The sequence below is a fragment of the Pedobacter sp. SG908 genome (assembly GCF_011759615.1).
Taxonomy (GTDB): Bacteria; Bacteroidota; Bacteroidia; order Sphingobacteriales; family Sphingobacteriaceae; genus Pedobacter; species Pedobacter riviphilus.
The window spans coordinates 175,274-200,609 of record NZ_JAAOYY010000001.1; the positions used below are offsets into that span (position 1 = coordinate 175,274).

Annotated in this window: 12 protein-coding genes; 10 read left to right on the forward strand and 2 right to left on the reverse strand. The window is 39.0% G+C overall.

All coding sequences use genetic code 11. The annotated features are described in order from the left end of the window. The first annotated feature begins 103 nt into the window (after window positions 1-103). Window positions 104-3,385, forward strand: coding sequence for a TonB-dependent receptor (locus FHT21_RS00745; protein ID WP_167292895.1), 3,282 nt, complete (start codon window positions 104-106; stop codon window positions 3,383-3,385). 10 nt (window positions 3,386-3,395) lie between these two features. Continuing rightward, entirely contained in the window at window positions 3,396-4,925 is a 1,530-nt protein-coding gene (locus FHT21_RS00750; protein WP_167292896.1) for a RagB/SusD family nutrient uptake outer membrane protein, read from the forward strand. A gap of 538 nt (window positions 4,926-5,463) precedes the next feature. Here FHT21_RS00750 and FHT21_RS00755 read toward each other — a convergent pair. Next, the gene (locus tag FHT21_RS00755; RefSeq protein ID WP_167292897.1) at window positions 5,464-6,117 is read right to left on the reverse strand and encodes a helix-turn-helix transcriptional regulator; all 654 of its coding nucleotides are present in this window, start codon (window positions 6,115-6,117) and stop codon (window positions 5,464-5,466) included. A gap of 99 nt (window positions 6,118-6,216) precedes the next feature. On the opposite strand from FHT21_RS00755, the gene FHT21_RS00760 reads away from it, so the two are divergent. Together FHT21_RS00760 and FHT21_RS00765 are read left to right on the forward strand one after the other, a co-directional pair. After that, a complete protein-coding gene (locus FHT21_RS00760; RefSeq protein WP_167292898.1) occupies window positions 6,217-7,383 on the forward strand; it encodes a hypothetical protein in 1,167 nt (388 codons plus the stop codon). Beyond that, window positions 7,358-8,200, forward strand: a complete 843-nt coding sequence (locus tag FHT21_RS00765; RefSeq protein ID WP_167292899.1) for a HEPN domain-containing protein — start codon at window positions 7,358-7,360, stop codon at window positions 8,198-8,200. The genes FHT21_RS00760 and FHT21_RS00765 overlap by 26 nt, the downstream gene beginning before the upstream one ends. On the opposite strand, the gene FHT21_RS00770 is transcribed toward FHT21_RS00765, so the two are convergent. Beyond that, window positions 8,197-12,243: a two-component regulator propeller domain-containing protein gene (locus FHT21_RS00770; RefSeq protein WP_167292900.1), complete on the reverse strand. Its 4,047-nt coding sequence runs from the start codon at window positions 12,241-12,243 to the stop codon at window positions 8,197-8,199. The two genes, FHT21_RS00765 and FHT21_RS00770, sit on opposite strands and share 4 nt — an antisense overlap. Window positions 12,244-12,594: 351 nt before the next feature. Between FHT21_RS00770 and FHT21_RS00775 the strand changes: the two genes are divergently transcribed. From FHT21_RS00775 to FHT21_RS00800, 6 genes are all read left to right on the forward strand, one after another. Continuing rightward, window positions 12,595-15,912: a TonB-dependent receptor gene (locus FHT21_RS00775; RefSeq protein ID WP_167292901.1), complete on the forward strand. Its 3,318-nt coding sequence runs from the start codon at window positions 12,595-12,597 to the stop codon at window positions 15,910-15,912. A 10-nt stretch (window positions 15,913-15,922) separates the two neighbouring features. Then, complete coding sequence (locus tag FHT21_RS00780) at window positions 15,923-17,683, forward strand: RagB/SusD family nutrient uptake outer membrane protein (RefSeq protein ID WP_167292902.1); 1,761 nt, start codon at window positions 15,923-15,925, stop codon at window positions 17,681-17,683. Between the two features lie 199 nt (window positions 17,684-17,882). Further along, a complete protein-coding gene (locus tag FHT21_RS00785) occupies window positions 17,883-20,177 on the forward strand; it encodes a glycoside hydrolase family 95-like protein (RefSeq protein WP_167292903.1) in 2,295 nt (764 codons plus the stop codon). 89 nt (window positions 20,178-20,266) lie between these two features. After that, window positions 20,267-22,297 (forward strand): polysaccharide lyase family 8 super-sandwich domain-containing protein, encoded by a 2,031-nt coding sequence (locus FHT21_RS00790; RefSeq protein ID WP_167292904.1) that lies wholly within the window; start codon window positions 20,267-20,269, stop codon window positions 22,295-22,297. A 20-nt stretch (window positions 22,298-22,317) separates the two neighbouring features. Further along, window positions 22,318-23,502 carry a glycoside hydrolase family 88 protein gene (locus FHT21_RS00795; RefSeq protein ID WP_167292905.1) on the forward strand — a complete coding sequence of 395 codons (1,185 nt, stop codon included), beginning with the start codon at window positions 22,318-22,320 and terminating at the stop codon, window positions 23,500-23,502. A 601-nt stretch (window positions 23,503-24,103) separates the two neighbouring features. Next, the gene (locus FHT21_RS00800; RefSeq protein ID WP_167292906.1) at window positions 24,104-25,327 is read left to right on the forward strand and encodes a DUF2264 domain-containing protein; all 1,224 of its coding nucleotides are present in this window, start codon (window positions 24,104-24,106) and stop codon (window positions 25,325-25,327) included. Window positions 25,328-25,336 lie beyond the last annotated feature (9 nt).

Sequence of the window (25,336 nt, forward strand, 5' to 3'; positions counted from 1 at the left end):
CTTGTTAACCTTAAAGGATAAGCCTATGTAAATGTGAAAATCTACACTTCTACTTAAAACAAAATCCCAATTATATTTCAAAACCATTACTAAGAACAAAAAGATGACATCATTTTTTTTAACCGCAAGTATAAAAAGTGCTTGCCGGAAATTGCTTTTGCCTATCGGTTTACTGGCCGTCTGTAATTCCAATGCAATAGCGATTAATCATGAAGTAACTGCTTCGGGCATACATAATAAAGTATTTGCCACTGTAAGCGGAACAGTTACCGATCAAAATAAACAACCTTTACCTGGTGTAAGTGTTTTCGAAAAGAAGACAAAAAAAACAACCGTTACCGATTCCAATGGTAAATACTCCATTTCGGTTGAGGAAGGTGCAATTTTAGTATTTTCTTATATTGGTTACGATAACCAGGAAGTTGCCGTTGATGGCCGCCAAAATATTAATGTTACTTTAAAAGAAAGCAGCAATACCCTAAATGAGGTTGTGGCTATCGGTTACCAGAAGATTAGAAAATCGGATGTAACTGGGGCCATCAGCAGTGTTAAGGCCAGTGAGATGAACTTAACTTCTCCTACTGTTGGCCAGGCCCTGGTTGGTAAGGTTGCCGGTGTACAAGTATCGCAAACAAGTGGTGCACCATATTCCGGTACCAAAATCAGGGTGAGGGGCATCGGTTCTATTAATGCCAGTTCCGATCCTTTATACGTGATTGACGGTTATCCGGCAGGAAACAACGTATCCATCAATCCGGAGGACATCGAAACCATCGACATTTTAAAAGATGCGGCTTCTGCAGCCATTTATGGCTCAAGAGCATCGGGTGGGGTGGTGTTAATTACTACCAAAAGAGGTACAGATGGAAAAGGAAAGTTTGAATATGATGTTCAGGGTGGAATTTCTCAATTGGCTAAAAAAGTAAAATTATTGGATGCCAACCAGTTTATACAGCTTTTAATTGACGGACGTAACAATGCCTATAAAGATTTATGGGTAAACTCGGGCAAAACCTGGAATGATGCCATGTTTAGCGATAACAATACTACCCGTATTGCCAATGTGGGTAATGGCAGTAGTGTAAGCATTCCGGCCGATCTTTATAATTTTAGTACACAACAGGCTATCCCTGCTGCCTATAATACCGATTGGCAAGATGAACTTTACCGCAATGCAGCCTTTCAACGCCATAACCTTTCATTTTCTGGCGGTACTAAGGATGTAAAATACTTTTTAAGCGGCGGTTACCAGAACAACGATGGTATTGTAACCAACACCAACCAAAAAGTAACCAATTTTAGGGGTAATATTGATGGCAAAGTGAGTGAGCGTTTACGTGTAGGCGCAAACATTTCGTATACGCAGAACGATAACCGCGAGGTGAGGGAAGGACGTTATGATTTAAGTCCGATGATGTCGGCTTTAATTTACTTGCCTTATCTGCCGGCAAGGGATGCCAATGGAAATCCGATCCAGTTTGGCATGGGGGCTTTAGCCTCTCAATACGGTATCCAAAACCCAGAGAATCCTTTGGCTACAGTTGAACAGGTAAAAATTACCAGAAAAGGGGCGAGAAGCACCTATAATGCCAACGCTACTTATAAAATATTGGAAGGATTAGATTTTAAAGCCAATTTAGGTACACAAACCTATAATGAGAAATATGATTTTTATCTGCCAACCAGTTTAAGTAATGGTAATAATCCGCCTTATTCTACTGCTGCGATAACAGCGGCGAATGCAATTGCGCAAACCCTTAGTCAGGTTGATCAGCTTGGTGAGTTTACCCTAAACTATAATAAAACCTTTGGTAAACATAAAATTGATGTGCTTGGAGGATATTCTGCGCAAAAAACAACCAGTGATCTCATCCGTATTTCTGCGAGTGGTTTCCAGAATGATAATATTGGTGAAATTACAGATAAAGGTGCTGATGCAGGATTTTTAACTTTAATAACCGATGGATCGAATAAAACAGCTAAAGCCACCAATACCTTACTTTCTTATTTCGGCCGTTTCAGTTATAACTATGCCAGCAAATATTTTTTAACCGGTTCATTTCGTCGCGATGGTTCATCAAGGTTTGGTCCGTTGAATAAATATGGTAATTTCCCTTCTATAGCCGCAGGATGGAACCTATCGGAAGAAGATTTCTACAACAATTTTCTTGGCGAACAATCAACTGTTAAGTTAAGGGCAAGCTGGGGTTTAAGTGGAAACAATAATATTCCGAATTACAGGACACAGCAGGAAATGAGTGCGCCAAATGGTGTGGTTTTCGGTAGCGCTATATCTACTGCTATCTGGCCAAATGCGATCCAGGATCCGAAATTAGGCTGGGAATCTACATCCCAGTACAACTTTGGTACCGATATCAGCTTGTTCCGCAACCGTGTATCCATTATCGCCAATTATTATCTGAGTTATTCTTACAACCTGTTGTTCAATCAGCCGGTTTCTGGAATTTCAGGTACCTCATCTATCCTGACCAATCTGGCCGACAGTAAAATCCGCAATAAAGGCTTCGATTTACAGTTGGATGGAAGAATTATCCAAAAACAGGATTTTACCTTGGGCCTAAGCGGAAATATTGCCGTTAACCGGAACAAAGTATTAAATATGGGTGGTGCGAGTACTATTTTAACCAATGGTGCAGAGCGTTCGTATTTAACACACATTACACAAGAAGGTCAGCCTGTAGGGATGTTCTACGGATTTAAGGCGTTGGGTAGAATTACTGCCGATAATCTGGGTAAGGTTGCACCATCTGCATCAGCTACAAACCCTGCAAAAATCGGTGACTTGTACTTTCAGGATACCGATGGGAATGGGATTGTTAACGATGCAGATAAAACCGTTATTGGCACACCATATCCTAAATTTACCTATGGTTTTGCCTTAAACACCTCTTACAAAACGTTTGATTTAAGAGCATCCTTCAACGGATCGTATGGGAACCAGGTTTTAGACGGACAGGATTATTACTTGTATAACTTTGAAGGTTCGGGAAACCAATATGTAGAAGTTGCCGACCGCTACAGAAACGAAGCTAACCCTGGCAGTGGTTTAAACTACCGGGCATCGCGGGCAGGTACACAAAGTAACAGTACCCGTTTATCGTCTTTCTATATTCAGGATGGATCTTACTTTAGATGTACCAATATTACTTTAGGTTATACCTTCCCTAAAATGCTCGCTAATGCCATAAAAGTGAGCAACATCCGCATTTATGCTAGTGTTGATAATGCTTTTACGATTACCGATTACAAGGGTTATAACCCAGAGGTAGATTATAGTGGAGGTTCTAATTTGACTCCGGGTGTAGATTATGGTAACTATCCGCTAGCGAGAACCTATAATCTTGGCATTAAATTAACTTTTTAAAATTCAGAACATGAGAAAAAATATTTATATCGTTTTAGCCCTGGCTGTTGTGATTGGCCTTGGTGCTTGTAAAAAGGATTTTCTGGATCAAAAGAATCCAAATGCAGTAGCGCCTGAAAATTATTTTAAAACAGAAAATGATGTTTTACTGGCAGTAAATGGTGCTTATCAATCGTTGAGAAGCAGCAATACTATGGGTGAGAACAGTGGTTTATTTACCGATGAACGCTCTGACGATACCGGAAGAAATGATAACCAGAGTAATTCGGGTGAACCTTTTCAGTTTAACGATTTTTCCCTGCTGCCAAGTAACTCCTATCTGAAAGCCCATTGGTTAGCCCTTTACAATGCGATAACCAGAAGTAATTTTATTTTATCCAACATTGATAAAGCGAATTTTACCACTCAGGCTAATAAGGCAAATTACGCTGCAGAAGCTAAATTCATAAGGGCCATTATGTATTTCGAACTGGTACGGAAGTGGGGGGCGGTACCGTTGGTAACAAAACAATTATCAACTAATGAAGAGGTGATGCCCTTTGTTTTCCGTGCACCCGAAGCTGATGTTTACAATCAAATTGTAGCCGATTTAAAAGACGGGTTAAACAGTACGTTACCCAACTTTCCGGCAACAGCGAATATTGGAAGAACTTCGAAAGCAGCCATAAATGCCTATCTGGGCAAGGTTTATTTAACCATGGCGGCCACCCTGCCAAACAATAAGGCCGAAAACCTAACGAATGCAAACACTTACCTGTTGGCAGCTTATAATATGAAAGCTTTTGGCAACCTTTCTGAAATTCCCTATACTGATGTTTTCGACGTAACGAAAAAAACAACCTGTAAAGAATTGATTTTCCAGATTTCTAATAAACAGGGCGATATTAATTACAGCTCGAGCATCGCCGCCAATAACCAGGCGAAAGGGGAAACCATTAATTCGTTAAAGGTTTCTACCGGTGTCGGTGGCAATGTAAAGCTAGACCTGATTAATGAATATGAAACAAGTGATTTAAGGAAAGATTTCTCTGTAAAGTTTGCAAATGATGCTACGGTAAAAGATTGGTTTATTACCAAATTCCGCGATGCGAGTGAATCGGCTTCGAAAAACGGTTATGGAGGTAACGACTGGATTTTAATGCGTTATGCCGATGTAATATTAATGCTTGCAGAAGTAAATATGCTGCAGGGCAATGATGCGGTAGCTATTCAATATTTAGATATGGTTAGGGCAAGGGCTGGAATGCCATTATACGCTATAGCTAAAACGGACGCCAATTATGCAGCTAAATTCCCGACTTTAAAGCTTGCTATTTTACACGAGCGTAGGGTAGAGTTTGCTTTCGAACACCAAAGATGGTTTGATTTAATCAGGAATTTTACTGCTGCGGAGTTGGTTACTTACTTAAAAGCGAAACCACAGTCGTCGTATGGAATTGCTAAATTGGCTAACGTAACCTTAAAAGACAGGTATTATCCTATTCCTTTTGATGAGGTGAAATTAGATCCGGTTAAAATGTACCAGAATCCGGGTTACTAAAAAGTTAATATAATATTATAATAAGCAAAGAGCGGGCTGATCATTGATCGGACCGCTTTTTTAGTTTGGAGTTCTGAGTGAGCATTCGTTATGAATCGTTATTATAAAAAGGCTTTTTCAGTCGGTGAAGCAATTTTTATAGTAAAGATCATTAGCATGAAAGATTGCTTCGTCGTTTCTCCTCGCAATGACGATTTTTTTTAGGGAGTCTGTCAATGGTAGCTTGTTGAAGGACATTTTTAAGGTGTTTCGACAGGCTCAACATGACAATATATAGTTGGAAAATTATCGTTTATTTATAAGCAGTTTCCAGTTTCCAAAGTAATTGAAACCGAAATAATCACTTTTGGTTAGATCCTGAAACAAGTTCAGGAGGACGTATGGAGCTGAAATTGATCAGGCGAAATGGTTAGCCATTGATACAGTTTCAGTTGGCAGTTTCCATTTAACAGTTTAATCCATTCTACAATTTAAACATCTGGTAAACATTGCATATACAGTTAACCGATTTAAACAATTAACCAGTTAACCCAAATCATTAAATCACATTCCTCGTAATTTTCCCCTTAATGATGTAAAGTGCCTGGATATTCTTTTTGCTGATTACCGTATCGCCTTTAAAATTTGGATTTGAAGAACGGAGGATGAGTTTGCTATCATCAGCGTGCTGAAAAATTAATTTTATAGTGCGTAAACTGTTACTATCTGCATCCGTCATTACCACATAAGCTTCGCCCCACTGTAGGATTTCGTAATTGGTAATTTCTTTTATGGCTATAATTTCGCCTGCAGCATATTTGGGGTACATGCTATCGCCATAAACCGGCAAGTAGGCCGTACAATCGTTAAAAGGGAGATAATTTACCAGGTATTCTGCCCGTTGCTCTTCTACGATGCGGTCTTTCGCATCCGATAAGCTCATATCAAAGTAAGGTACGCCCTCCTTGCTTTCGCCAACGGCTGGCTTCTTTTTAAAGAAAGGTTCGCCAATTCCATCTTCAAGCCAGGTTAAATTTACGTCGAATTTCATTTCTAGCTTATCTTTAATGGCGTTAGAAACTCTTAAGCCATCTTTTCCTCTCATTATATCAGATAGGGAACCAGCTTGAATGTTCAACGCATCAGCAAAAGCTTTTTGAGTTTTAAAATTCAATAAATCCATTAAAACTTTTAGTCTTTGATTTTCAGTCATTTGCATTTTATTGTAGAAGAAATTCTGTTTTTCGTTAGAAATTCTTCTGTGTTTTTGCTAAATTCGTTAGCTAATATAATCATTTAAAAAATATACGCTATGGAAGAAAACCTGAATTTTAAAAAAGAAACAATGGCATTTATTGGTGCGATTGAAAGCTTCTTTTCAACAAATGGTGTAAGCTATCATTTGAATTTTTTAAAGAACTGGTTAATCCCTCCACAGAACGAATTCGATTTTTCGCCACAAAAGCACCCGGCACAGCTGTTGGTTTTTTACGAAAAATTAGTGCCACTTTTCGATTATTCGGATTTAATTTTTAACCACATTGAAGCCGATACCGCATTTGTGAAAGCGATTGAGGCTGACGAATGTGGTGTGGAACGCGAAACGGTACTGCTTGATTACTGTCCGAAATTGTTAAGCCACGGAGAAATGCAAAATCCAAAACTTACCTTTCTTGATATTTTCCTGTTTTTTCAATCAGATACCTATAAGCTGGTTTACAAAGAATGGCTGTTGGCGGCATTAGAAAATAACCTCGATCTGGACTGGGATCAGTATGTTGCGGCGTTTTACGAAAACACCAAAAAAATGCTGGAGGCTTGCTGGCTCATCCACGAAAGGATTATTACCAGAAATAGTTTTAAAAGTATCGATCGCTATTATCATATGGCCATATTCGAAAGTACATCGCCTTTGGCTCTTGAACCGGAATTACTTGATGATCCGTTTAAGGTAATTGAATTTTTCTTCAGTTTGGATAACCTTACAGGGCATAAAGCTTATTTAAAAAACTGGTATAAAGCTGCCTTGGCAGAAGAGCAGTGTGTGAGCGATGTAGCCGATTATTTTTTCCTCTATAATCAGTTTACGAAACTGTTTAACGCAGGTTATTTGATCACAGCCAAAAATCTAACTTACCAGGGTGTTTCTTTTGGAGGTTTACCTGCTATTACAGATCAATTTGTAAACGGCGATAGCAAAGAACTATGTGAGATAAATACCCTGGGTGCAGCACATATAGCAAATCCTTATCTGTTTGTGAGGTCTTTTTTTATTCCCGAAAAAATTAAACAGCTGCGTTTAGGGCTCTTGGAATGGTTATATGCTGCCTTCAGTATCAAGAGTAGCATTAAACTATTAGATAAGGAATTTTTATTTGAGCAGTATGAAGCCATGATGATGATGATGGAAGCTTTTTTTGTGATGATTAGTAAGCCTGTATTAAGTGAAAGTGATGAAAGGGACTATTATGCGGAGTAAATCTTTAAATCTGGGGCATGTTGCGTTAAAAGATAAAAGGATAGTGCTTTTATTAAAGGGCATTACGGCTGCGGTACCTGTTCAGTATATTTATCTCCATAACAACTTTTTGGCCGGTAAGGCCGTGCAAGAAATGCTGATTATGATTCCGTTTAAACAGGTACGTATTTTAAACGAATTAACGCCATTATTAAATATTGTATTTAACGAGCATACGGAATTGAATTATCGCGTTTTCCATGTACATGAGGTGGAGCAGGCATTGCTGGAGGGTAGTTTGTTTTTTCACTATGCCACCATAGCTGAAAATTGTTTGTTCAGTAAATCTGGAACTTTTTTAAACGGGGGCTCACCTCAGCTTATTGCAGATCAGGTGAGCACCGCGTACCAGAATGGAATTGATAAGGCCAATAAATTTTTATCGGGCGCAACCTTCTATTTTAAACAACAGCATTTCGAATACTGCGCTTTTATGCTTCATCAGGTTTTCGATCTGATGTACCGGGCAATTGAAGTTCTGGTAATGGGAAAGGATAAAAAAACGCACCGCATTAAAGTGCATCAATTGTATATTAAAACTTATGTTAAGCCGCTTTCCGAGCTGTTTAACTACGGCGAAGAAGAGGTTGATCTGTTACATTTGCTTGATGAGGCTTACCTGGCCGTCCGCTACGAAAACAATTACCAGATCGGTGAACCAGCTGTGTTACGCCTGTTTGAGAAGGCAGATTTATTGTATGTGCTTGCAGAACAGGTTTATCAGGGTGTGATGAACAGGCATTTCGATCAACAGGTTAGCAGAATAGGTATGGGTTAAGTGTTGCTGATAAACTCACTCGGTGTTTTTCCGAAATGTTTTTTAAATTCTGAGCTAAAATATTTACGGTCGCTAAAGCCCACGGAGTAGGCAATTTCTGAGATATTACCAACACCTTGTTTTAATAGCTGTGCAGCCCTTTTAATGCGTATCGATTTAATAAAATCGTTAACCGAAAGATCGGTAAGTGCCCTTATTTTTTTGTACAGTACAGGCTGGCTCATGCCGATTTCAGTGGCCAGGGTAGGTACATCAAACTCCGTATCGGCAATCCGGTCTTCGATAATCTGAATAATTTTATTTAAAAAGTTTTGCTCTGTGGTATTGATTACCATGTTTTTCGGTTCGAGCGTAACTACCTGCGCAAATTTTTGTTTAATGGTTTCGCGTGCATTTAAGAGGTTCTGAATGTTCAGCTCCAGTATTTTGAGGTTAAAAGGTTTCATAATATAGGCATCGGCACCATTTTCGAAACCATTTACCTGATGTATATAAGCAGAACGTGCAGTGAGTAATACCACTGGGATATGACTGGTTCGCTCATCTGTTTTAAGTTTTCGGCACAGTTCCAGGCCATCCATAACGGGCATCATTACATCGCTGATAATGAGATCGGGGATGATTTCCAATGCCATTTCCAAACCTGTGGCTCCGTTTTCGCTTTCGTAAATGGTGTAAATATTGCCCAGCGCGTTTTTAATAAATGCCCTTACATCTTCATTATCCTCTACCAGTAAAATACTGTATTTTTTAGCTGCAAGAGATACAACAGCTTCCCTTTCTGTAGCCTGCTGATGTTCTGCGGCAGCCGGGAGTTCATAATTGGTGGCATCATCGTAATACACATAGTCTTTTACAAAATCTGCCGGCTTAAAATGTGTTTTCCCGGTTTTTAAACTTATGGTAAAGCAGGTAGCGCCATGTTGGTTTTCGCTTTGAGGAGTACTTTCGAAGGTAATCTCACCGTGATGCAGCGCTACAATACTTTTCGAAAAAGATAAACCTAAACCCGTACCAATGGTTGTATTGGTATTGGCCTGGTAGAAATTGGTGAATAAATTAGCCTGGTTCTCTAAAGCAATGCCCTTGCCGTTATCGCGGATCTTAATATTAACCAACTGTTTTTCCACTTCTATTTTTAAGCTAATTTTTCCGTTTACAGGGGTAAACTTAAAGGCATTTGAAAGCAGGTTAAACATCACTTTTTCCATTTGAACTTTATCAAAATAAAGTTCAATTTCTGCCTGTTCCGTTTCAAACTGATAATCGATATTTTTAGAAATGGCCATGTTCTGGAAAGCCAAAAATATTTCTCTGCAAAACTTCACTACATCACCAGGACTGATGTGCAACGCCATTTTTCCACTTTCGGCCTTTCTAAAATCGAGCAGCTCGGTAACTAGGTTCATCAGGCGGTCGGCATTGTTTTTAATGGGCTGCAGTTCTCGGTTTAATGCCGGATCGTCTTTAGCATTTTCGATCAGTTTATCCAACGGGCCTACAATAAGGGTTAAAGGCGTGCGGATTTCGTGCGAGATATTGGTGAAAAACTCTAGTTTATGTTCGTTAATCTCTTTTTCTTTTTTAAGTACGGCTTTTATTAATAAATAACGTATAAATACAAAGGAAATGGCTGCAAAAGCGCAAAAGTAAAAGAGATAGGCCCACCAGGTTTTATAAAATGGAGGTAAAATCTTAATATTTAATGTGCTGGTTTTGTTGGTCCAAAGGCCATCATTATTACTTCCCTTCACCATTAGGGTGTAGTTTCCGGGCGAGAGGTTGGTATAACTGGCTGATGGATTATCGACATAATTCCAGTTTTTTTCAAAACCTCCTAGTTTGTAGGCATAATGGTTTTTATCGGATTTTATAAAGTTAAGTAGTGTAAAATCTATTGAAAATACATTCTGGTCTGCTTCGAAGGTAATTGATTTAATGGTGCTGATGTTCTGTTTCAGTAAACCATCTTCGGTGTTCAGCGCTATTGGTTTATTAAACAGTTTTAGTCCGGTAAAAATAACAGGCGGGGTGTTTTTGTTTTCTTTAATCTCGCTAGGGAAAAAGCTGACCATTCCACTTAATCCACCAAAGAAAAACTCGCCTTTGCTATCTTTCAAAAATGATTTGTAATTAAATTCATTGCCAGGCAGTCCATCTTTAATATTGTAGGTTTTAAAAGTTTTCTGCCTGGGGTTGTATTTACATAAACCTTTGTCTGTAGTAATCCACAGGTTATTAAAATCATCTTCAAGTATACCCATGATAGTGTTGCTCGGCAGGCCATCAAGTGTGGTTACCCGCGTATATTGGTGCTTTTCGGGAAGGAGTTTAAACATTCCGTTTCTAGCGGTGCCAATTAACAGGTAACCTGCCTTATCTTCGGTAATGCAACTAATTTCGTTGTATTTTAAAATTTCAGGATTGGCCGCTACACGGTGTGCAAATTTGGTTGCACCGTTTTTTAATTGATAAAGCCCCGTGTTAGTAGCCACCCACAGGGTTTTCTTACTGTCTTCGAAAATGTAAATTACCGCGTCGCTTGAGCCGTTTACCCGGTTGCGGATAAATTTACCAGTAGTACTATTAAAGCTATTTAAGCCACTGTTGGTACCTACCCAAAAGCGGCCATAACTATCTTCGAAAACAGCTGTAATTTCATCGCTGCTAATAGATGAGGTATCGTTTTTGTGCTTGGTATATCTGACAAAAGTTTTGGTATTGGGGTTAAAAAGGTTTAATCCGCCATAATGTGTACCAATCCAAACTTTATTGTTTTTATCACGGATAACTGATTTTACCAGGTTGGCACTTAGGCTTAAAGGGTTATTGGGGTTGTTTTTGTAACGGGTGAACGTATTGTTTTTCCTATCGTAATAATTAATGCCTTCACCTTCAGTAGCAATCCATAGGTTTTGGTGTTGGTCTTCCATTATTGAGCTTACAACATTGCTGCTCAGGCCATTTGGCGTGGCAGTGCTGCGATAAACCTTAAAAGGCGTATAATTGGGATAAACCATGTTGATGGCCCCATAATAAGTACCCACCCAAATAATACCCTGACGGTCCTGAAAGATATCGTATACCGAATTTTGGCTTAAACTGGAAGGATTTTCGGGCTCATTCTGTAAGGTACTGAAACTTTGGGTTGCCGGGTTATAGATGTTGATGCCGTGCAAGGTGCCAATCCATAGTTTACCTTCCTGATCGAGCATGATTTTACGCACATTATTACTGTTGATGCCCTTGGGGTTAAGGCTCGAATATTTATAGTTGATAATGCTTTCGGTACTTAGGTTGAGCTTACTTACACCAGTTTGTTTAGTGCCAAGCCAAAGGTTGTTTTCACGATCTTCTACTATCGTGGTGATATGGTTATCAATGGCTTTGGCAAGCTCATCGCTATAGACCGTAAAATGCTTATAAATAACTCTGTTCCCACTGAAGCGCATATTCATTAAACCATTGCTGGTACTTAGCCACAGGGTGCCATTGTGGTCTTCGGTAATGGTATAAATTTGTAAATCTTGTTTTTTCTGGTATAAAAAATGCTTAAAACGATAGTGGGTAGTATCAGTTAGTAAATTTAATCCATTTGCCGTGCCTACCCAAACCCTGTTTTTTTTATCCTGATAAATGCAGTTGATCGTAGAGTTACTCAGGCTAGAGGGAAGGCTATCATTGTGCTGATAACGGTCAAAATTATCGTCCTTTTCATTGTACTTATTTAGCCCGTTTTGAGTGCCGATTAACAGCGATCCGTTTTTAAGCGATACAATGGAAGAGAGATAGGAAGATGTGCTCAGGCTTTTTTTATTGCCATTTTTATTATTGTAGATTTTAAAAGTTTGAGAATCGTATTTGTTGAGCCCAAAACGGGTTCCGAACCAGAGAAAGCCCCGTGCATCCTGGGCAATTGATAGTACCGAGCTTTGCGAAAGTCCGCTCTCTACGTTTAGGTGTTTAAAGGCGTACTGGTCTTGCGCTTTGCCTGCCATAGCGAAGAGTGTAAATATAAAGAGGAGCAGGACTTTCATATTCATAAAATACAAGGGTGGTTAGCTTAATAGTATTAAATGTACAACTCTATTTTTATTATTAAAATCAAATTGGTTTAGCACTGGCAATTTTAGCACTTTATCTGCTTACCTACCTTGTTTAATGCTGTTTTCTGCCATTATTTAGGATTTTTATACCTATTTGTTTAGGATTTTATCCCCTCAGTTTGCCTCCAAAGCAACAATTTTGAATAGCCAAATATTAAAGCAAAACCAAACTGTTTAAGCCGATATCCTTTTCATAGTAACCAGAATAGTTCTAGCTGGTGGTAGCCGCAGGTTATGCCCATAATTTTTTGCGATTAAAAAAAACAATGTTAATCAACTAAACAAAAAATGGATAAACTTTACAAACATCTCAAAATTGGAGAAGCAAAACTGAGTCGTTTTTACTGCCCGGTAAAACTATTCTCACTAATTATGCTTTTGAGTTTTACGGCATTTACGGCCTTTGCTCAATCTATAAAAATTTCAGGAACAGTAAAAGATACCCAAGGTGGAACAATACCTGGAGTAAGTGTTACGGTAAAAGGTACTTCTACAACAGCGGTAACCGGAGGCGATGGTAAATATACTATTGCTGTGCCATCGGCCCAAAACACATTAGTATTTAGCTATATTGGTTACGATACTAAAGAAGTATTGGCTGGAAAGGCTACAACCTTAAACGTTACGCTGCAAGAGCAAAACAACAGCTTAAATGATGTAGTTGTAGTAGCTTATGGTGTGCAGAAAAAAGTTAATGTAATTGGCTCTGTATCTAGCATTAGTGCCAAATCAATCGAAAACAGACCTGTTACCAACTTATCATCATCTCTTGGTGGCTTAAGCTCGGGTGTATTTGTTCGTCAATCATCTGGCAAGCCAGGTTCGGATGGTGCCACCCTCAGGATCCGTGGTACAGGAACAATAAATAACAATAACCCATTAGTGGTGGTAGATGGGGTTATCGGTAGTATAGATGCCGTTAATCCAAACGATGTTGAAAGTGTTTCGGTTTTAAAAGATGCGGCCGCTTCATCTATCTATGGTTCACTTGCTGCAAACGGAGTTATCTTAATTACTACAAAAAGAGGAAATAGCGGAAAAACGGTAGTAAGTTATGCGGGTTTAGCATCAATTGCAAAACCTGCAAACCTGCCAACTTTTGTAACCGATTATATTACCCACATGAATTTGGTTAATGAAGGTTACCGTAATTTAGGCCAAAGTCCTATTTATACCGATGCTACCATAGCACAATGGGCAGCAGCAAACGCCAATCCTGATGGATTAACCCCGCAAGGTGTACCCAATTATATTGCTTATCCGAATACAGATTGGGGCAAAGCTATATTTGAAAATAATGTTGTGCAACAACATAATATTTCCTTAAATGGTGGATCTGAAAATACAAAATTCTTATTATCTGCATTGTATCTTAACAATCCGGGTACAATGGCAAATACAGGTTCTGATAAATACAATTTACGTATCAACCTAGAATCGAAAGTAGCTAAATTTTTAACCGTAGGTACGCAAACCTTTGCTTCCTATCAAACCTATGGTTTAGCCAATACCGATAATGCATTTAACTTTCTTCGTCAAACTACTCCAGGTGTATATCCGGTTTGGAATGGTAAATACGGTTTTCCGTCTGCTGCAGAAGAATCTTCAACCGCAAATAACATTGTGCAATACCTATATGGTACTGGCGGTGATGATAATGAGACCCGAATCAACACAACTGTTTTTGCAAGATTTGATATTTTAAAAGGTTTAGATTTCGAAACCCGTTTTAACTATCAAACCCGCCAGGAAGAATTTAATAACCATGCCATTACTTTCGAAAAATGGAATTTTGCAACCAATACATTAAAAGTACCTAAAACTACAGCCGACCAGTTAACTACAAATTACGGTTTTAATAAAAATTATGGGATAACCATAGATAACATTTTAAAATATAACACCACTATAGCCAAACACCACGATATTAGTTTGTTGGCAGGTTACAATCAATACTACTATAACTATTATAACATTGGTGCTACCGGAAAAGGCTTGTACGATGAAGCGGTTACAACACTTGGTGCTGCTACTGCAATAACATCGGGAACTGGTGGTGAGTATGATTATGCTATGCGTTCGGCTTATGGTCGTTTAAACTACGCTTACAAAAGTAAATACCTTTTTGAGGGGGTGTTCAGGTATGACGGATCTTCAAAATTTGCGGAAGATTATCGTTGGGGATTTTTTCCTGCTTTCTCTGCAGGGTGGCGAATTTCTCAAGAGCCATTTATGAGTAAATTGAATGATTACATTGGAAATTTAAAACTTCGTGCCTCGTGGGGTAAAACTGGTAACAACATCATGAATACTAACCCGGCTTTAGGTAACTACGATTATCAGGCACTTTACAGTGGTACCAACTATTCATATAATGGTGCACAAGCTAGCGGATTAATATCAACCAAATTTGCCAACCCATTTTTGGTTTGGGAAGCCACCACAACAACCAACCTTGGTTTAGATGGTAATTTATTTCATGGCAAAATGAATTTTGAAATTGATTTGTATAATAAATTCACATCTAAAATTCTATTTATACCAACTATTCCTATAACGGCTGGAACCGCCACTGCAGCAACTCAAAATATTGCAGAAATGTCTAATAAAGGTTTAGAGCTTACTTTAGGTTATAATAATAACATCGGCGATTTTAAATATGGTGTTTCGGGTAATTTTGCCTATAATTTTAACCGTGTAACCAAATACAAAGGTGCTTATCAGGCTGGTTATACAACAGATGCGTTAGGAAACAGGGTTTATACTTCAAATCTGGGCAGTGTTTCAAGCGGAGGTACGAACCGTATTTTAGCTGATCACGAGTTTAATGAATATTACATGCAAACCGTTTATAAAGGTGATGGAAATTATTTTACAGATGGTAAAGTAAATATTAATGGCGGACCTAAAGATGGTATGATCCGTACACCAGCTGATATGGATTGGTTAAATGCGATGATTACAGCAGGGTACTCTTTCCAGCCGGCAGGAGGTGTTGGTAAAACCAAAATTTATTATGGTGATTTAATCTATGCTGATAACAATGGCGATGGACTTTATGGTAATAGTTTTGATGCGCAGTTTCTGAATAAATCATCTACACCAAGGTTTAACTATGGCTTTAGCATGAATTTATCGTATAAAAACATAGATCTTTCTATGCTATGGTCGGGTAGTGCAGGTATGTGGTATTACTGGAATGCTACCGGTTATAACAACTCTGTTGTATCTCTTGGTAATGCAGTAAGTACCTTAATTGCAAACGATCATTATTATTACAACGATGCAAATCCTAACGATCCGGCTAATAATATTAACGCAAAATATCCAAGGCTTAAAAACACTACCGATGTTCAAAACGCATCAGTAGCAAGCGATTTTTATTTATATAATGCTTCTTATCTAAAATTGAAAAACTTACAGATTGGTTATACGCTACCAGAAAAAATTTCTAAAAAAGCAGCTATGAGCAGGGCAAGAATTTTCCTGTCAGGAGAAAACCTGTTTACCATTACCAATTATCCGGGCTTAGATCCTGAAATCGGTGCAGGAGTGTCTTATCCAACTATGCGCCAGTATTCTTTAGGCTTAAATGTTACTTTTTAACGGAAACAAAATGAAAAAGATTTTAACCATATTATTTACAATTGCAGTAGTTACGGGTTGTAAAAAAGATTTATTAACAACTACACCTCCTTCGCAAGTTGCATCAGAAATGATGTGGACAACTGATAACCTAACTGACCAGGGAATGACCGGTGTTTATGCCACTTTAAGATACGGCATGGCATCAGGTGGTGCCTCAGGTTTAGAATTGTATCAAATGGATTGTTTAGGTTTTACCGGACAAACTTCGGGTGCAGAGTCTTTGTTGTCAGGAACAATAACCCCGAGTAATGGCTATTTCAGTGGGCACTGGCAAAACCTTTACGAAGGTATTCAGCGTGCAAATGATGCATTAAAAAACATTGCATTAAAATCGCCTTCTTCTCCTGAGAAAAAAGCAAGGTACATTGCTGAAGCAAAATTTTTAAGGGCTTATTTTTATTTAAGGTTAAATCAATTGTATAAAGGCGTACCCATTTATTTAGAGCCTTATCTTCCTGAAGAAGCATTTAAACCACGTTCTACAGAAGCAGAAGTTTGGGCTCAGGTAATCAGTGATTTAACTGCTGCAATTGCAGAACCAAACCTACCTGATAGATATGCTAGTGGTAATGGAAATTATGGTCATGTTACTAAGGGTGCAGCTTATGCTTTACGTGGCAAAGCCTATATGTATACGCAAAAGTGGGATTTAGCCGCAGCAGATTTTCAAAAAGTTAAAGATGCTGGTTATGGTTTGTTTGCCAATTATAGCGCATTGTTTAAAACTGCTAACGAACAATCTAACGAAATGATTTTCTCTATTCAGAATATTGGAGTTACTGGTTTTGGTTCAACTACACAATTTTATTGCGGTACCCGTTCTTCTTTTGGCTCTTGCTGGAATACTTATCATGTTTCTCCAAACCTGGTAGATTTATATGAAAACGCTGATGGCTCTAAATTTAACTGGGATGCTGTTATACCTGGATATTCGGCACTTTCTGTAGCAGAACGAGAGGTTTACTTTTTAAGAAACAACCTAACAGCAGCCGAAATTGCAGCCGCCACTACAAGAGGGGCAAAAATGAGTTTGTACTTACCAACAGGTAACGAAGCACGTATTATGCAGGCATATGCTAACCGCGATCCTAGATTGGCTGCAAACGTAATTACACCATACTCAACTTATTTGGGGGTATTTGGCGGAGCAAATGCAGTGGTAACCTCAAGATGGCCTTATCGTGCTGAAGGCGCTACGAATGGTGATTTGCGTACAGATACACAAAGCCTATTCTATTATTTATACCGTAAATATGTTTACGAAGGTGCAACAGAAACACCTGGCAGAGATTATGGACCAACAGATTTTGTATTGATTAGATACGCAGATGTGTTGTTAATGTGGGCAGAAGCGCTGAATGAACAAGGTTTAACTTCTGAGGCAATCGCTAAAGTAAATGAAGTAAGAACTCGTGCTGGCGTGGCTTTACTTCAAAACACCAATGCGGTATTGCCAACATTTGTATCTGATCAAACAGATTTAAGAGAAAGAATCCGCAATGAAAGAAGAGTAGAGTTTCCTAATGAAGGTATTAACTTCTTTGATGAAATGAGATGGAAGAGCTGGAAAGACAAAGTTTTTTATGCAGGTAACGGTGTAAAACAGGCTTGGGGCAAGGTTGTATATGCCTACTCATTTAAGGGTGATTATCTTTATAATTGGGCAATTCCAGCTGTAGAGATAGAAAGAAACCCCAGCCTGACTCAAAATGCAGGTTGGATAAATTAGATTGTTGGCAGGATTAGTTCTGGCCGCTATTACGATAGCGGCCAGTTAATGATGAATTTCTATGACTCCAGGCTAATAAACATAAAGAAACATCAGTTCGATCTGGTAAAAAAATGGTTAGTATTGTTAGTTTGGGCCACTTTGCCTAGCTTGGTGGCTTTTTAACTCCCTTATTACCAATTAAAAATAATTGAAAATTATGCAGCGTCATAGCTCATTAAGGTATTGCAGAATAATCATTAATTACAGCCTGTTACTCCTGTTTTCGTTGTTGCCGCGTTGGTGTATGGCACAGGTGCCTGTCGGCGAGGTAAACTGGCCGGTATTTATGGCCCGGCAAAATTTAAAATGGGACCAGCTAGGAAAAGATTACTATAGCGGTATTATCTTGGGCAACGGACTGCTTGGTACCAATATTTACAAAGAAAACGACAGTTTAATCCGTTTCGATATCGGTAGGAGCGATGTGGTTGATCATCGGGAGAAACTAATGCCTCATGCTGGTAAATTATATACCCAATCGCGTTTGCCAATTGGGTATTTTACGCTTAAAACTGAGGGTAAAATAACAGGAGCCAAAATAGAACTCGATATTTACAATGCCGAAGCGAAAGGCAGCATATCTACTACACAAGGAACAATCTCCTTTACCGCTTTTGTTGCGGCCAATCAAAATGTAATTAGTATTTCGTTTAATGCAACACAGCAAGAAAAAGTTTTAGCCTGGAAATGGAACCCTGGTAAAAGTATCAGTCCGAGGTATCTTCAGGCCTATCCGACAGATAAACCTGTAAACTATCAGGAAAATCCTCCTGTAAAAATGACAACAGAAAGTGGTTATACTGTTTGTCATCAACCCTTATTTAATAACGGCGGTTATAGCACAGTTTATCAAATTAATGGCAATGCTAGTTCTGGCAAACTGCGCATAAGTGTGGGCTATGATGGATACAATAATCTTGATGAAACCAAAGAAGCCTTAAATAGCCTTAAAAATTTTAAGTCAGACGAGGAAAGTATTGCAGCACACCGCAATTGGTGGCACAACTATTATCAACAGAGCTTTGTTGCCCTGCCCGATAAACGCATGGAGAATTTTTATTGGATACAACTTTATAAACTCGCCTCTGTTACCCGGGCAGATAAACCTATTGCCGACTTAATGGGGCCTTGGACAGCGGCTACCCCATGGCCAGCCATCTGGTGGAATTTAAATGCCCAGCTTACCTATTCTCCAATTTTTACGGCCAACCATTTAGAACTCGGCGAATCGCTGTTTAAGTCTTTAAATGTTCACCGGCAAAATTTAATCAATAATGTTCCTGCACAATGGCGTAATGATGCTGCGGCTATAGGAAGAAGCTCTTCTTATGATCTGGTAAGTCCGATAACCGAAGCAGAGATAAACAAGGGGACTTTTGAGCCTGCCAACCTTACCTGGATGTTATACTATTATTATCAATATTATAGCTATACCAAAGATGAGCAGACCCTCCGTACTAAAATTTATCCTTTACTGAAAAGATCTGCAAATTTTTTAATCCATCAGCTTAAGCAAGATGAGAAGGGGATTTATCATTTTCCAATGTCTTATTCACCAGAGTACAAAAATGCAGAAGATGCAAATTATACCTTAGCGAGTTTAAGCTGGGCCCTTCAAACTTTAATTAAAGTAAATAAAACGCAACAATTAAAAGATGCAGATGCCAGTAAATGGGATTTGATATTGAAAAACCTAGCACCTTTCCCGGTTGGAGATACTGGTTTTTTAATCGGCAAAGATGTGCCATTAAATAGCTCGCACAGGCATTATTCACATTTACTGATGATTTACCCTTATCGCCTGGTAAATTGGGAACAACCAGAAAATAAGGAGCTGGTCAGCCTGTCTTTAAAAAACTGGCTTTCGTATAAAAATGCGCTTGCAGGATTTTCTTTTAGTGGGGCTGCTTCTATTTATGCAGGTATGGAAAACGGTGATATGGCTTATCAATGGTTAAATGAACTGTTCGATCGTTTTGTGCAGGCCAATACCCTGTACCGCGAATCAGGTCCGGTAATCGAAGCACCTTTGGCAGCAGCAACCTCAATACAAGAAATGCTGATCCAAAGCTGGGGAGATAAAATCAGGATTTTTCCTGCCATTCCATCCAGCTGGAAAAACGTGTCGTTTAAGCAACTTAGGGCAGAAGGTGCTTTTTTAGTCAGTGCTGATATGCAAAACGGGCAGACAAAAAATATTAAAATAAGAAGTTTAAAGGGAGGAGACTTAACGCTGGTAAGCACGCTCGATAAATTTTCCATCAGATCGGATAAGCGGAGCAAAATAGATTTTCAACAGTATAAAGAAGGTGAAAAAATCAAAATTGAAATTAAAAATACCATAATCGGAGAAACCATACAGCTCGTTTCTACTTTCTTTGAAGAAAAAAAAGTGCCAGGCTTCCCTTATAGTGAATACCAGAACTGGTTTTGGGGCTTAAATAAAAAATAAAGATGTTTGCCATAAATAAAAAAACAAACAATAAAATAAAGGTTCACCGAAAAATTAGATTTGGATTTCTGTTGGGCAGTTTAATGCTGATGAGTGTAGCAGCAAAAGCCCAAAAAGAACCCTTTAATACCGTTCTGCAACGTATTAATAACGATTTGCAGGCTTTTGTTAAAGATAAGGTGCTGAGTGATAAAATTGCCAATAATCTTAAAAACCTGAATGCCGATGGCAGTTGGGCCGATATCAATTATAATGATGCACAATACGATCCGCTAAAGCGCATTAAAGATATGGTAACAGCCTATATCCGTCCGTCCAATAAGCTCTATCAAAATACCCAACTCTATGGTTCAATTGTTAAATCCCTCCAAAACTGGTTGGATAAGAACCCAAAGAACAAGAATTGGTGGTATAATGACATTTTTTATCCGCAAGCTATTGGAGAGACCTTAATATTAATGCGGAATGCCAAAACACAGCTTCCTGCCGAGTTGGAAAATGCATTGATCAAAAGAATGATCAGGCGTTTAAAAACGGGTGATGGGGCGAATACTTCAGATGAAGCTTTACATTATCTCTATAGGGCATGTTTAACACAGAACAAAGCAACTTTAGATTCTGCCGCGAAATACCTGTTCGAGCCTATAGCCATTGCCGATGGAAAAGAAGGTGTCCAGATAGATGGGAGTTATTACCAGCATGGAAAACAACAGGCCATTGCCAGTTATGGAAGGGTGTTTGCCGGAAATTCGGTTAATGCAGCTTTCTATTTACGTGGAACCGAATACGCCTTGCCTAAAGATCAGCTAGCAATTTTGGTTAATTATCTTAAAAATACTTTCCTGAAGACGGTGAGAGGATCATTTTATGATTTCAATGTGCGCGGCCGTGGAATTAGCCGTAAAGACTCCTTAAGTAGTGGTATTGGAAGTATGGTAAGCAAGATTAAACTGTTCGATCCTGAAAATGCTGCCTATTGGGATGCTTCGCTAATGCGAACATCAGACAAAAAAGCAGTTGACTATGGTATTACTGCTTCCCATAGCCAATATTGGAAAAGTGGGTATACCCTTCACCTGCGTAAGGCTTATACTTTTAGCGTGCAGACTGCATCGACCAGGACTTTGCGAACTGAGCGGGGCAACAACGAAAATATACTGGGGAAATTTCTCTCTGATGGGGCAACTAATATTCAGCGTAGCGGATCAGAATACGCCAACCTGATGCCGGTTTGGGAATGGGATAAAATTCCAGGAACTACCAGTAGGGATTATCCGGATGATAATGGTGCAACTATTAAAAGTGATTGGGGAATACCTGGTACAACCCAATTTGTGGGTGGCGTTAGCGATGGTATTTATGGCGTTTCTTGTTACGATTTAAATTACGACAGCGTTCAGGCAAAAAAGGCCTGGTTCTTTTTCGATAAGGAAGTGGTGTGCCTGGGTGCTGGAATTAAGAGCAGCACAAAAGAAAATATTACCACAACAATTAATCAGACCTGGTTAAGGGGCCGCGTGTTTTCTTCAAATGGAGCACAGAAAAATGATAAAGGCGAGATTTGGGCAATCCACGATAGTATTGGGTATGTTTTTCCTCAAGGCGGAGATTTAGAAATCAGCAACAAAGTACAAACCGGAAACTGGTACCGCATTAATCATTTTCAAAGTAAAACCGAACTAAAACATGATGTATTTAAAATTTGGTTAAATCACGGTGTAAATCCCCAAAATGCCTGTTATCAATACATTGTTGTGCCTGGTGTTGATGCTGCGGGCTTAAAAAAATACAACCGATCGATGATACAGATATTAAAAAATACGGAAGAACTGCAGGCTGTAAAACATACCGGGCTAAACATGTTACAGGCTGTATTTTATAAAGCGGGAACACTGGCGGCCGATGGTCTTTCGCTTCAGGTAGATCAGCCGTGTACGGTTTACATTAAAGATTTAAGCAGTAAAAACCCTATGCTATATATTGCAGATCCAGCACAGGCCAATACAAACATCAAGGTGCTTTTAAAGTTGTCGGCCATGTCAAAAACCCAAAATATAAATTGTAACCTACCTGCCGGAGCACTTTCGGGAGCTACGGCAAACTTTAAAATCAAAGAATAATATACACGTACTATTACATTATGAAAAAAATCAACCTCGCTGTCGCATTACTGATATTAGGCAGTTCAATTTCATCTGCCCAAACCACCAAGAAGCCAATGGCGCAGTTAATTAACGATGAATTTAAATTCGCGGCCGACCAATATAAAATACTTGCTAAAAATATCCCTGAAGGTAAAACACCTCAAAGTTTCGAAAAAGGTAAATCTATCAACTACGATATTAAGTGGTGGTGCAGTGGCTTTTATTCGGGCAGTTTGTGGTACATATACGAGCAAACTAAAGATCAGAATATTAAAAAAGAGGCAGAAGCAGCCTTAAAAGTAATAGAACCGAACCAAACCTATACCGGAAACCACGATTTGGGTTTTATGATGTACTGCAGCTTTGGCAATGCTTACCGTTTAACCGGTAAGCCAGAATATAAGGCTGTGATTCAGCGTTCGGCAGAATCTTTAGCAACGCGCTATCGCCCGGTTGTAAAATCAATCCAATCGTGGAACAAAAGCAAAATGTGGGAGTGCCCGGTAATTATTGATAATATGATGAATCTTGAAATGATGAACTGGGCAAGCGATAATGGAGGAGATAAAAAATATAAAGAAATTGCTGTTACACATGCCAACACTACTTTAAAAAACCATTTCCGCCCCGATTTTAGTTCTTTTCATGTGGTAGATTATAATCCGCAGACGGGTGAGGTGATTAAAAAAGCTACCTGGCAGGGCGCCGCAAATTGCTCTGCATGGGCACGTGGGCAGGGTTGGGCTTTGTACGGTTACACCATGATGTACCGTTTTACCAAAGATGAAAGCTATTTAAAACAAGCCAAAGGTATTGCACACTTTATATTGAACCATCCAAATTTACCGGCCGATAAAATACCATTCTGGGATTTCGATGCCCAGGGGATTCCATTTGCAAAACGGGATGCTTCTGCAGGTGCGTTAATGGCTTCGGCATTATTAGAGCTTGGCCAGTACACATCTGGAAGTGAAAAAACAGAATTCAAATCTGCAGCCGAAACCATGATCTATTCGCTTTCGAGCAATGCCTATCATGCAAAATTAGGTGAGAATGGAGGCTTTTTATTGATGCACAGCACAGGTGCTTACCCATTAAACAGCGAAATAGATGTACCATTAATTTATGCCGATTATTATTATTTGGAAGCATTGGCCAGGTATAAAAAATGGTATTTATAGAAATTATTAAATTGGAAATGAGGGTTCTTAGTGTTTGAGAAACAGCAGTCCCCTTATCCGTTTTATCCGGATAGAAAAAAATGGGATGCATGCTACTACCGGGTTTATGAACAGTGGTTTGTGCAAAGACTGCCAAAAATTAATGTTGTTGCTTAGGCACCCAGCCATTAATATTAAGATATGGCGTGCCAGCTAGACCCGATTGAAGTGGACATCCTGATCCTTCATCAGGATAAAACGGAAAGCGGGAAGAAACCTGAATCGTAGTACAGAAACCTGCTCTCCAAATAATTAAAAATAACTTGAGTTTTGGTGTAAACTCGCATCATAAAGAAAATGAAATATAAACCTTTGTTTATTCTGGAAATGAACGTTCAGTGATGCTTCGGAAACCGTAGCCCCGTTATTCGCTATAGCTCCGATGAACTATCGGAGGCTGCCGCTACTACCGGGTTTATGAACAACTGTTTGTGCAAAAGAATACAGATCGCCAATCTGGTAAAATAGGAACAGAAGAAACCTGAATTGTAGTACAGAAACCTGCGCTCCAAATAATTTAGAATAACCAGAGTTAGCTATTACACTCACATATAGAATGAAAATGAAATATAAACTGATTTTTTCTGCACTGCTAATTTTCTCGCACCTTGCAAATGCGCAAAAGAAACCAACAACTGGTACTGAAGACCGTGCTTTTTGGGTAAAAACGCTTAATCGGATTGCTTATCCTGTAATCCATAATTTAGCCAACGAAACGTTGAAAAAGAATATGCCGGTAGAAAAAGCACCTGGTTATGGCTTAAATGTAGCTAAAGTTACCTATCTCGAAGCATTGGGACGTACCATTGCAGGTGTTGCACCATGGTTGGCTTTGCCAGATGACGAGACAGCAGAAGGAAAGCTTAGAAAAAACATGCGTACCGAACTTTTAAAAGCTTTGGCCAATTCAGTAAATCCCGAGAGTCCGGATTATATTAGTTATCGTTCAGAAAGCCAGCCCATTGTTGATGCCGCTTATGTTGCCCACGCTTTTCTTCGGGCACCAAAAGCACTATGGGAACCGCTTGATGAAGTAACGAAAAAAAGGTTTATTGAAGAATTTAAATCGCTGCGCACCCGTAGCGGTGCTTATAATAACTGGCTTTTGTTTTCTGGTTTAACTGAAGGTTTTCTGTTAAGCATAGGCGAACAATATGATCCTGCCCGTGTTCAGTTCTCAATTAATAAAATGAAAGAATGGTATGTAGGCGATAGCTGGTATAGTGATGGCGAAAAATTTAGTATGGATTATTATAACTCTTACGTCATTCACCCCATGTTGGTTGATCTTTTAAAAGTACTAGTTGAACAGAAAAAAGCATCACAGGCCGATTATGACATCGCCTTGAAAAGAATGGTACGTTATTCTGAATATTTGGAAAGGATCATTTCACCAGAGGGTACTTACCCTGCCTATGGGCGCTCGATCACTTACCGTACTGCCGCCTTTCAGGCCTTGGCTCAAACGGCTTTAATGGAAAAACTACCAGAATATGTGAAACCGGCACAGGTTCGTGGCGGCTTAACCGCGGTAATGCATAAACTGTACGATGGAAAACAGAATTTTGATAATAATGGATGGTTGGTACTGGGTTTTAATGGTCACCAGCCCGAAGTGGCTGATACCTATACATCTACCGGAAGTTTATACATGGCCACACTTGGCTTTTTAACCTTAGGCTTGCCTGCCGATCATAAATTTTGGGTAGATGCACCAGCACCCTGGACCAGTTTAAAGGCCTGGAGTGGAGAAGCCATAAAAAAGGATTATAAAGTTGAGTATTAATACAAATAA

Bases quoted from the DNA above. Each gene is read 5' to 3' on its own strand.
- FHT21_RS00780 (WP_167292902.1), top strand. From the start codon at position 15,923: ATGAAAAAGATTTTAACCATATTATTTACAATTGCAGTAGTTACGGGT.
- FHT21_RS00770 (WP_167292900.1), bottom strand. From the start codon at position 12,243: ATGAATATGAAAGTCCTGCTCCTCTTTATATTTACACTCTTCGCTATG.
- FHT21_RS00795 (WP_167292905.1), top strand. From the start codon at position 22,318: ATGAAAAAAATCAACCTCGCTGTCGCATTACTGATATTAGGCAGTTCA.
- FHT21_RS00790 (WP_167292904.1), top strand. From the start codon at position 20,267: ATGAGTGTAGCAGCAAAAGCCCAAAAAGAACCCTTTAATACCGTTCTG.
- FHT21_RS00760 (WP_167292898.1), top strand. From the start codon at position 6,217: ATGGAAGAAAACCTGAATTTTAAAAAAGAAACAATGGCATTTATTGGT.
- FHT21_RS00745 (WP_167292895.1), top strand. From the start codon at position 104: ATGACATCATTTTTTTTAACCGCAAGTATAAAAAGTGCTTGCCGGAAA.
- FHT21_RS00755 (WP_167292897.1), bottom strand. From the start codon at position 6,117: ATGACTGAAAATCAAAGACTAAAAGTTTTAATGGATTTATTGAATTTT.
- FHT21_RS00765 (WP_167292899.1), top strand. From the start codon at position 7,358: ATGAAAGGGACTATTATGCGGAGTAAATCTTTAAATCTGGGGCATGTT.
- FHT21_RS00800 (WP_167292906.1), top strand. From the start codon at position 24,104: ATGAAATATAAACTGATTTTTTCTGCACTGCTAATTTTCTCGCACCTT.
- FHT21_RS00785 (WP_167292903.1), top strand. From the start codon at position 17,883: ATGCAGCGTCATAGCTCATTAAGGTATTGCAGAATAATCATTAATTAC.
- FHT21_RS00775 (WP_167292901.1), top strand. From the start codon at position 12,595: ATGGATAAACTTTACAAACATCTCAAAATTGGAGAAGCAAAACTGAGT.
- FHT21_RS00750 (WP_167292896.1), top strand. From the start codon at position 3,396: ATGAGAAAAAATATTTATATCGTTTTAGCCCTGGCTGTTGTGATTGGC.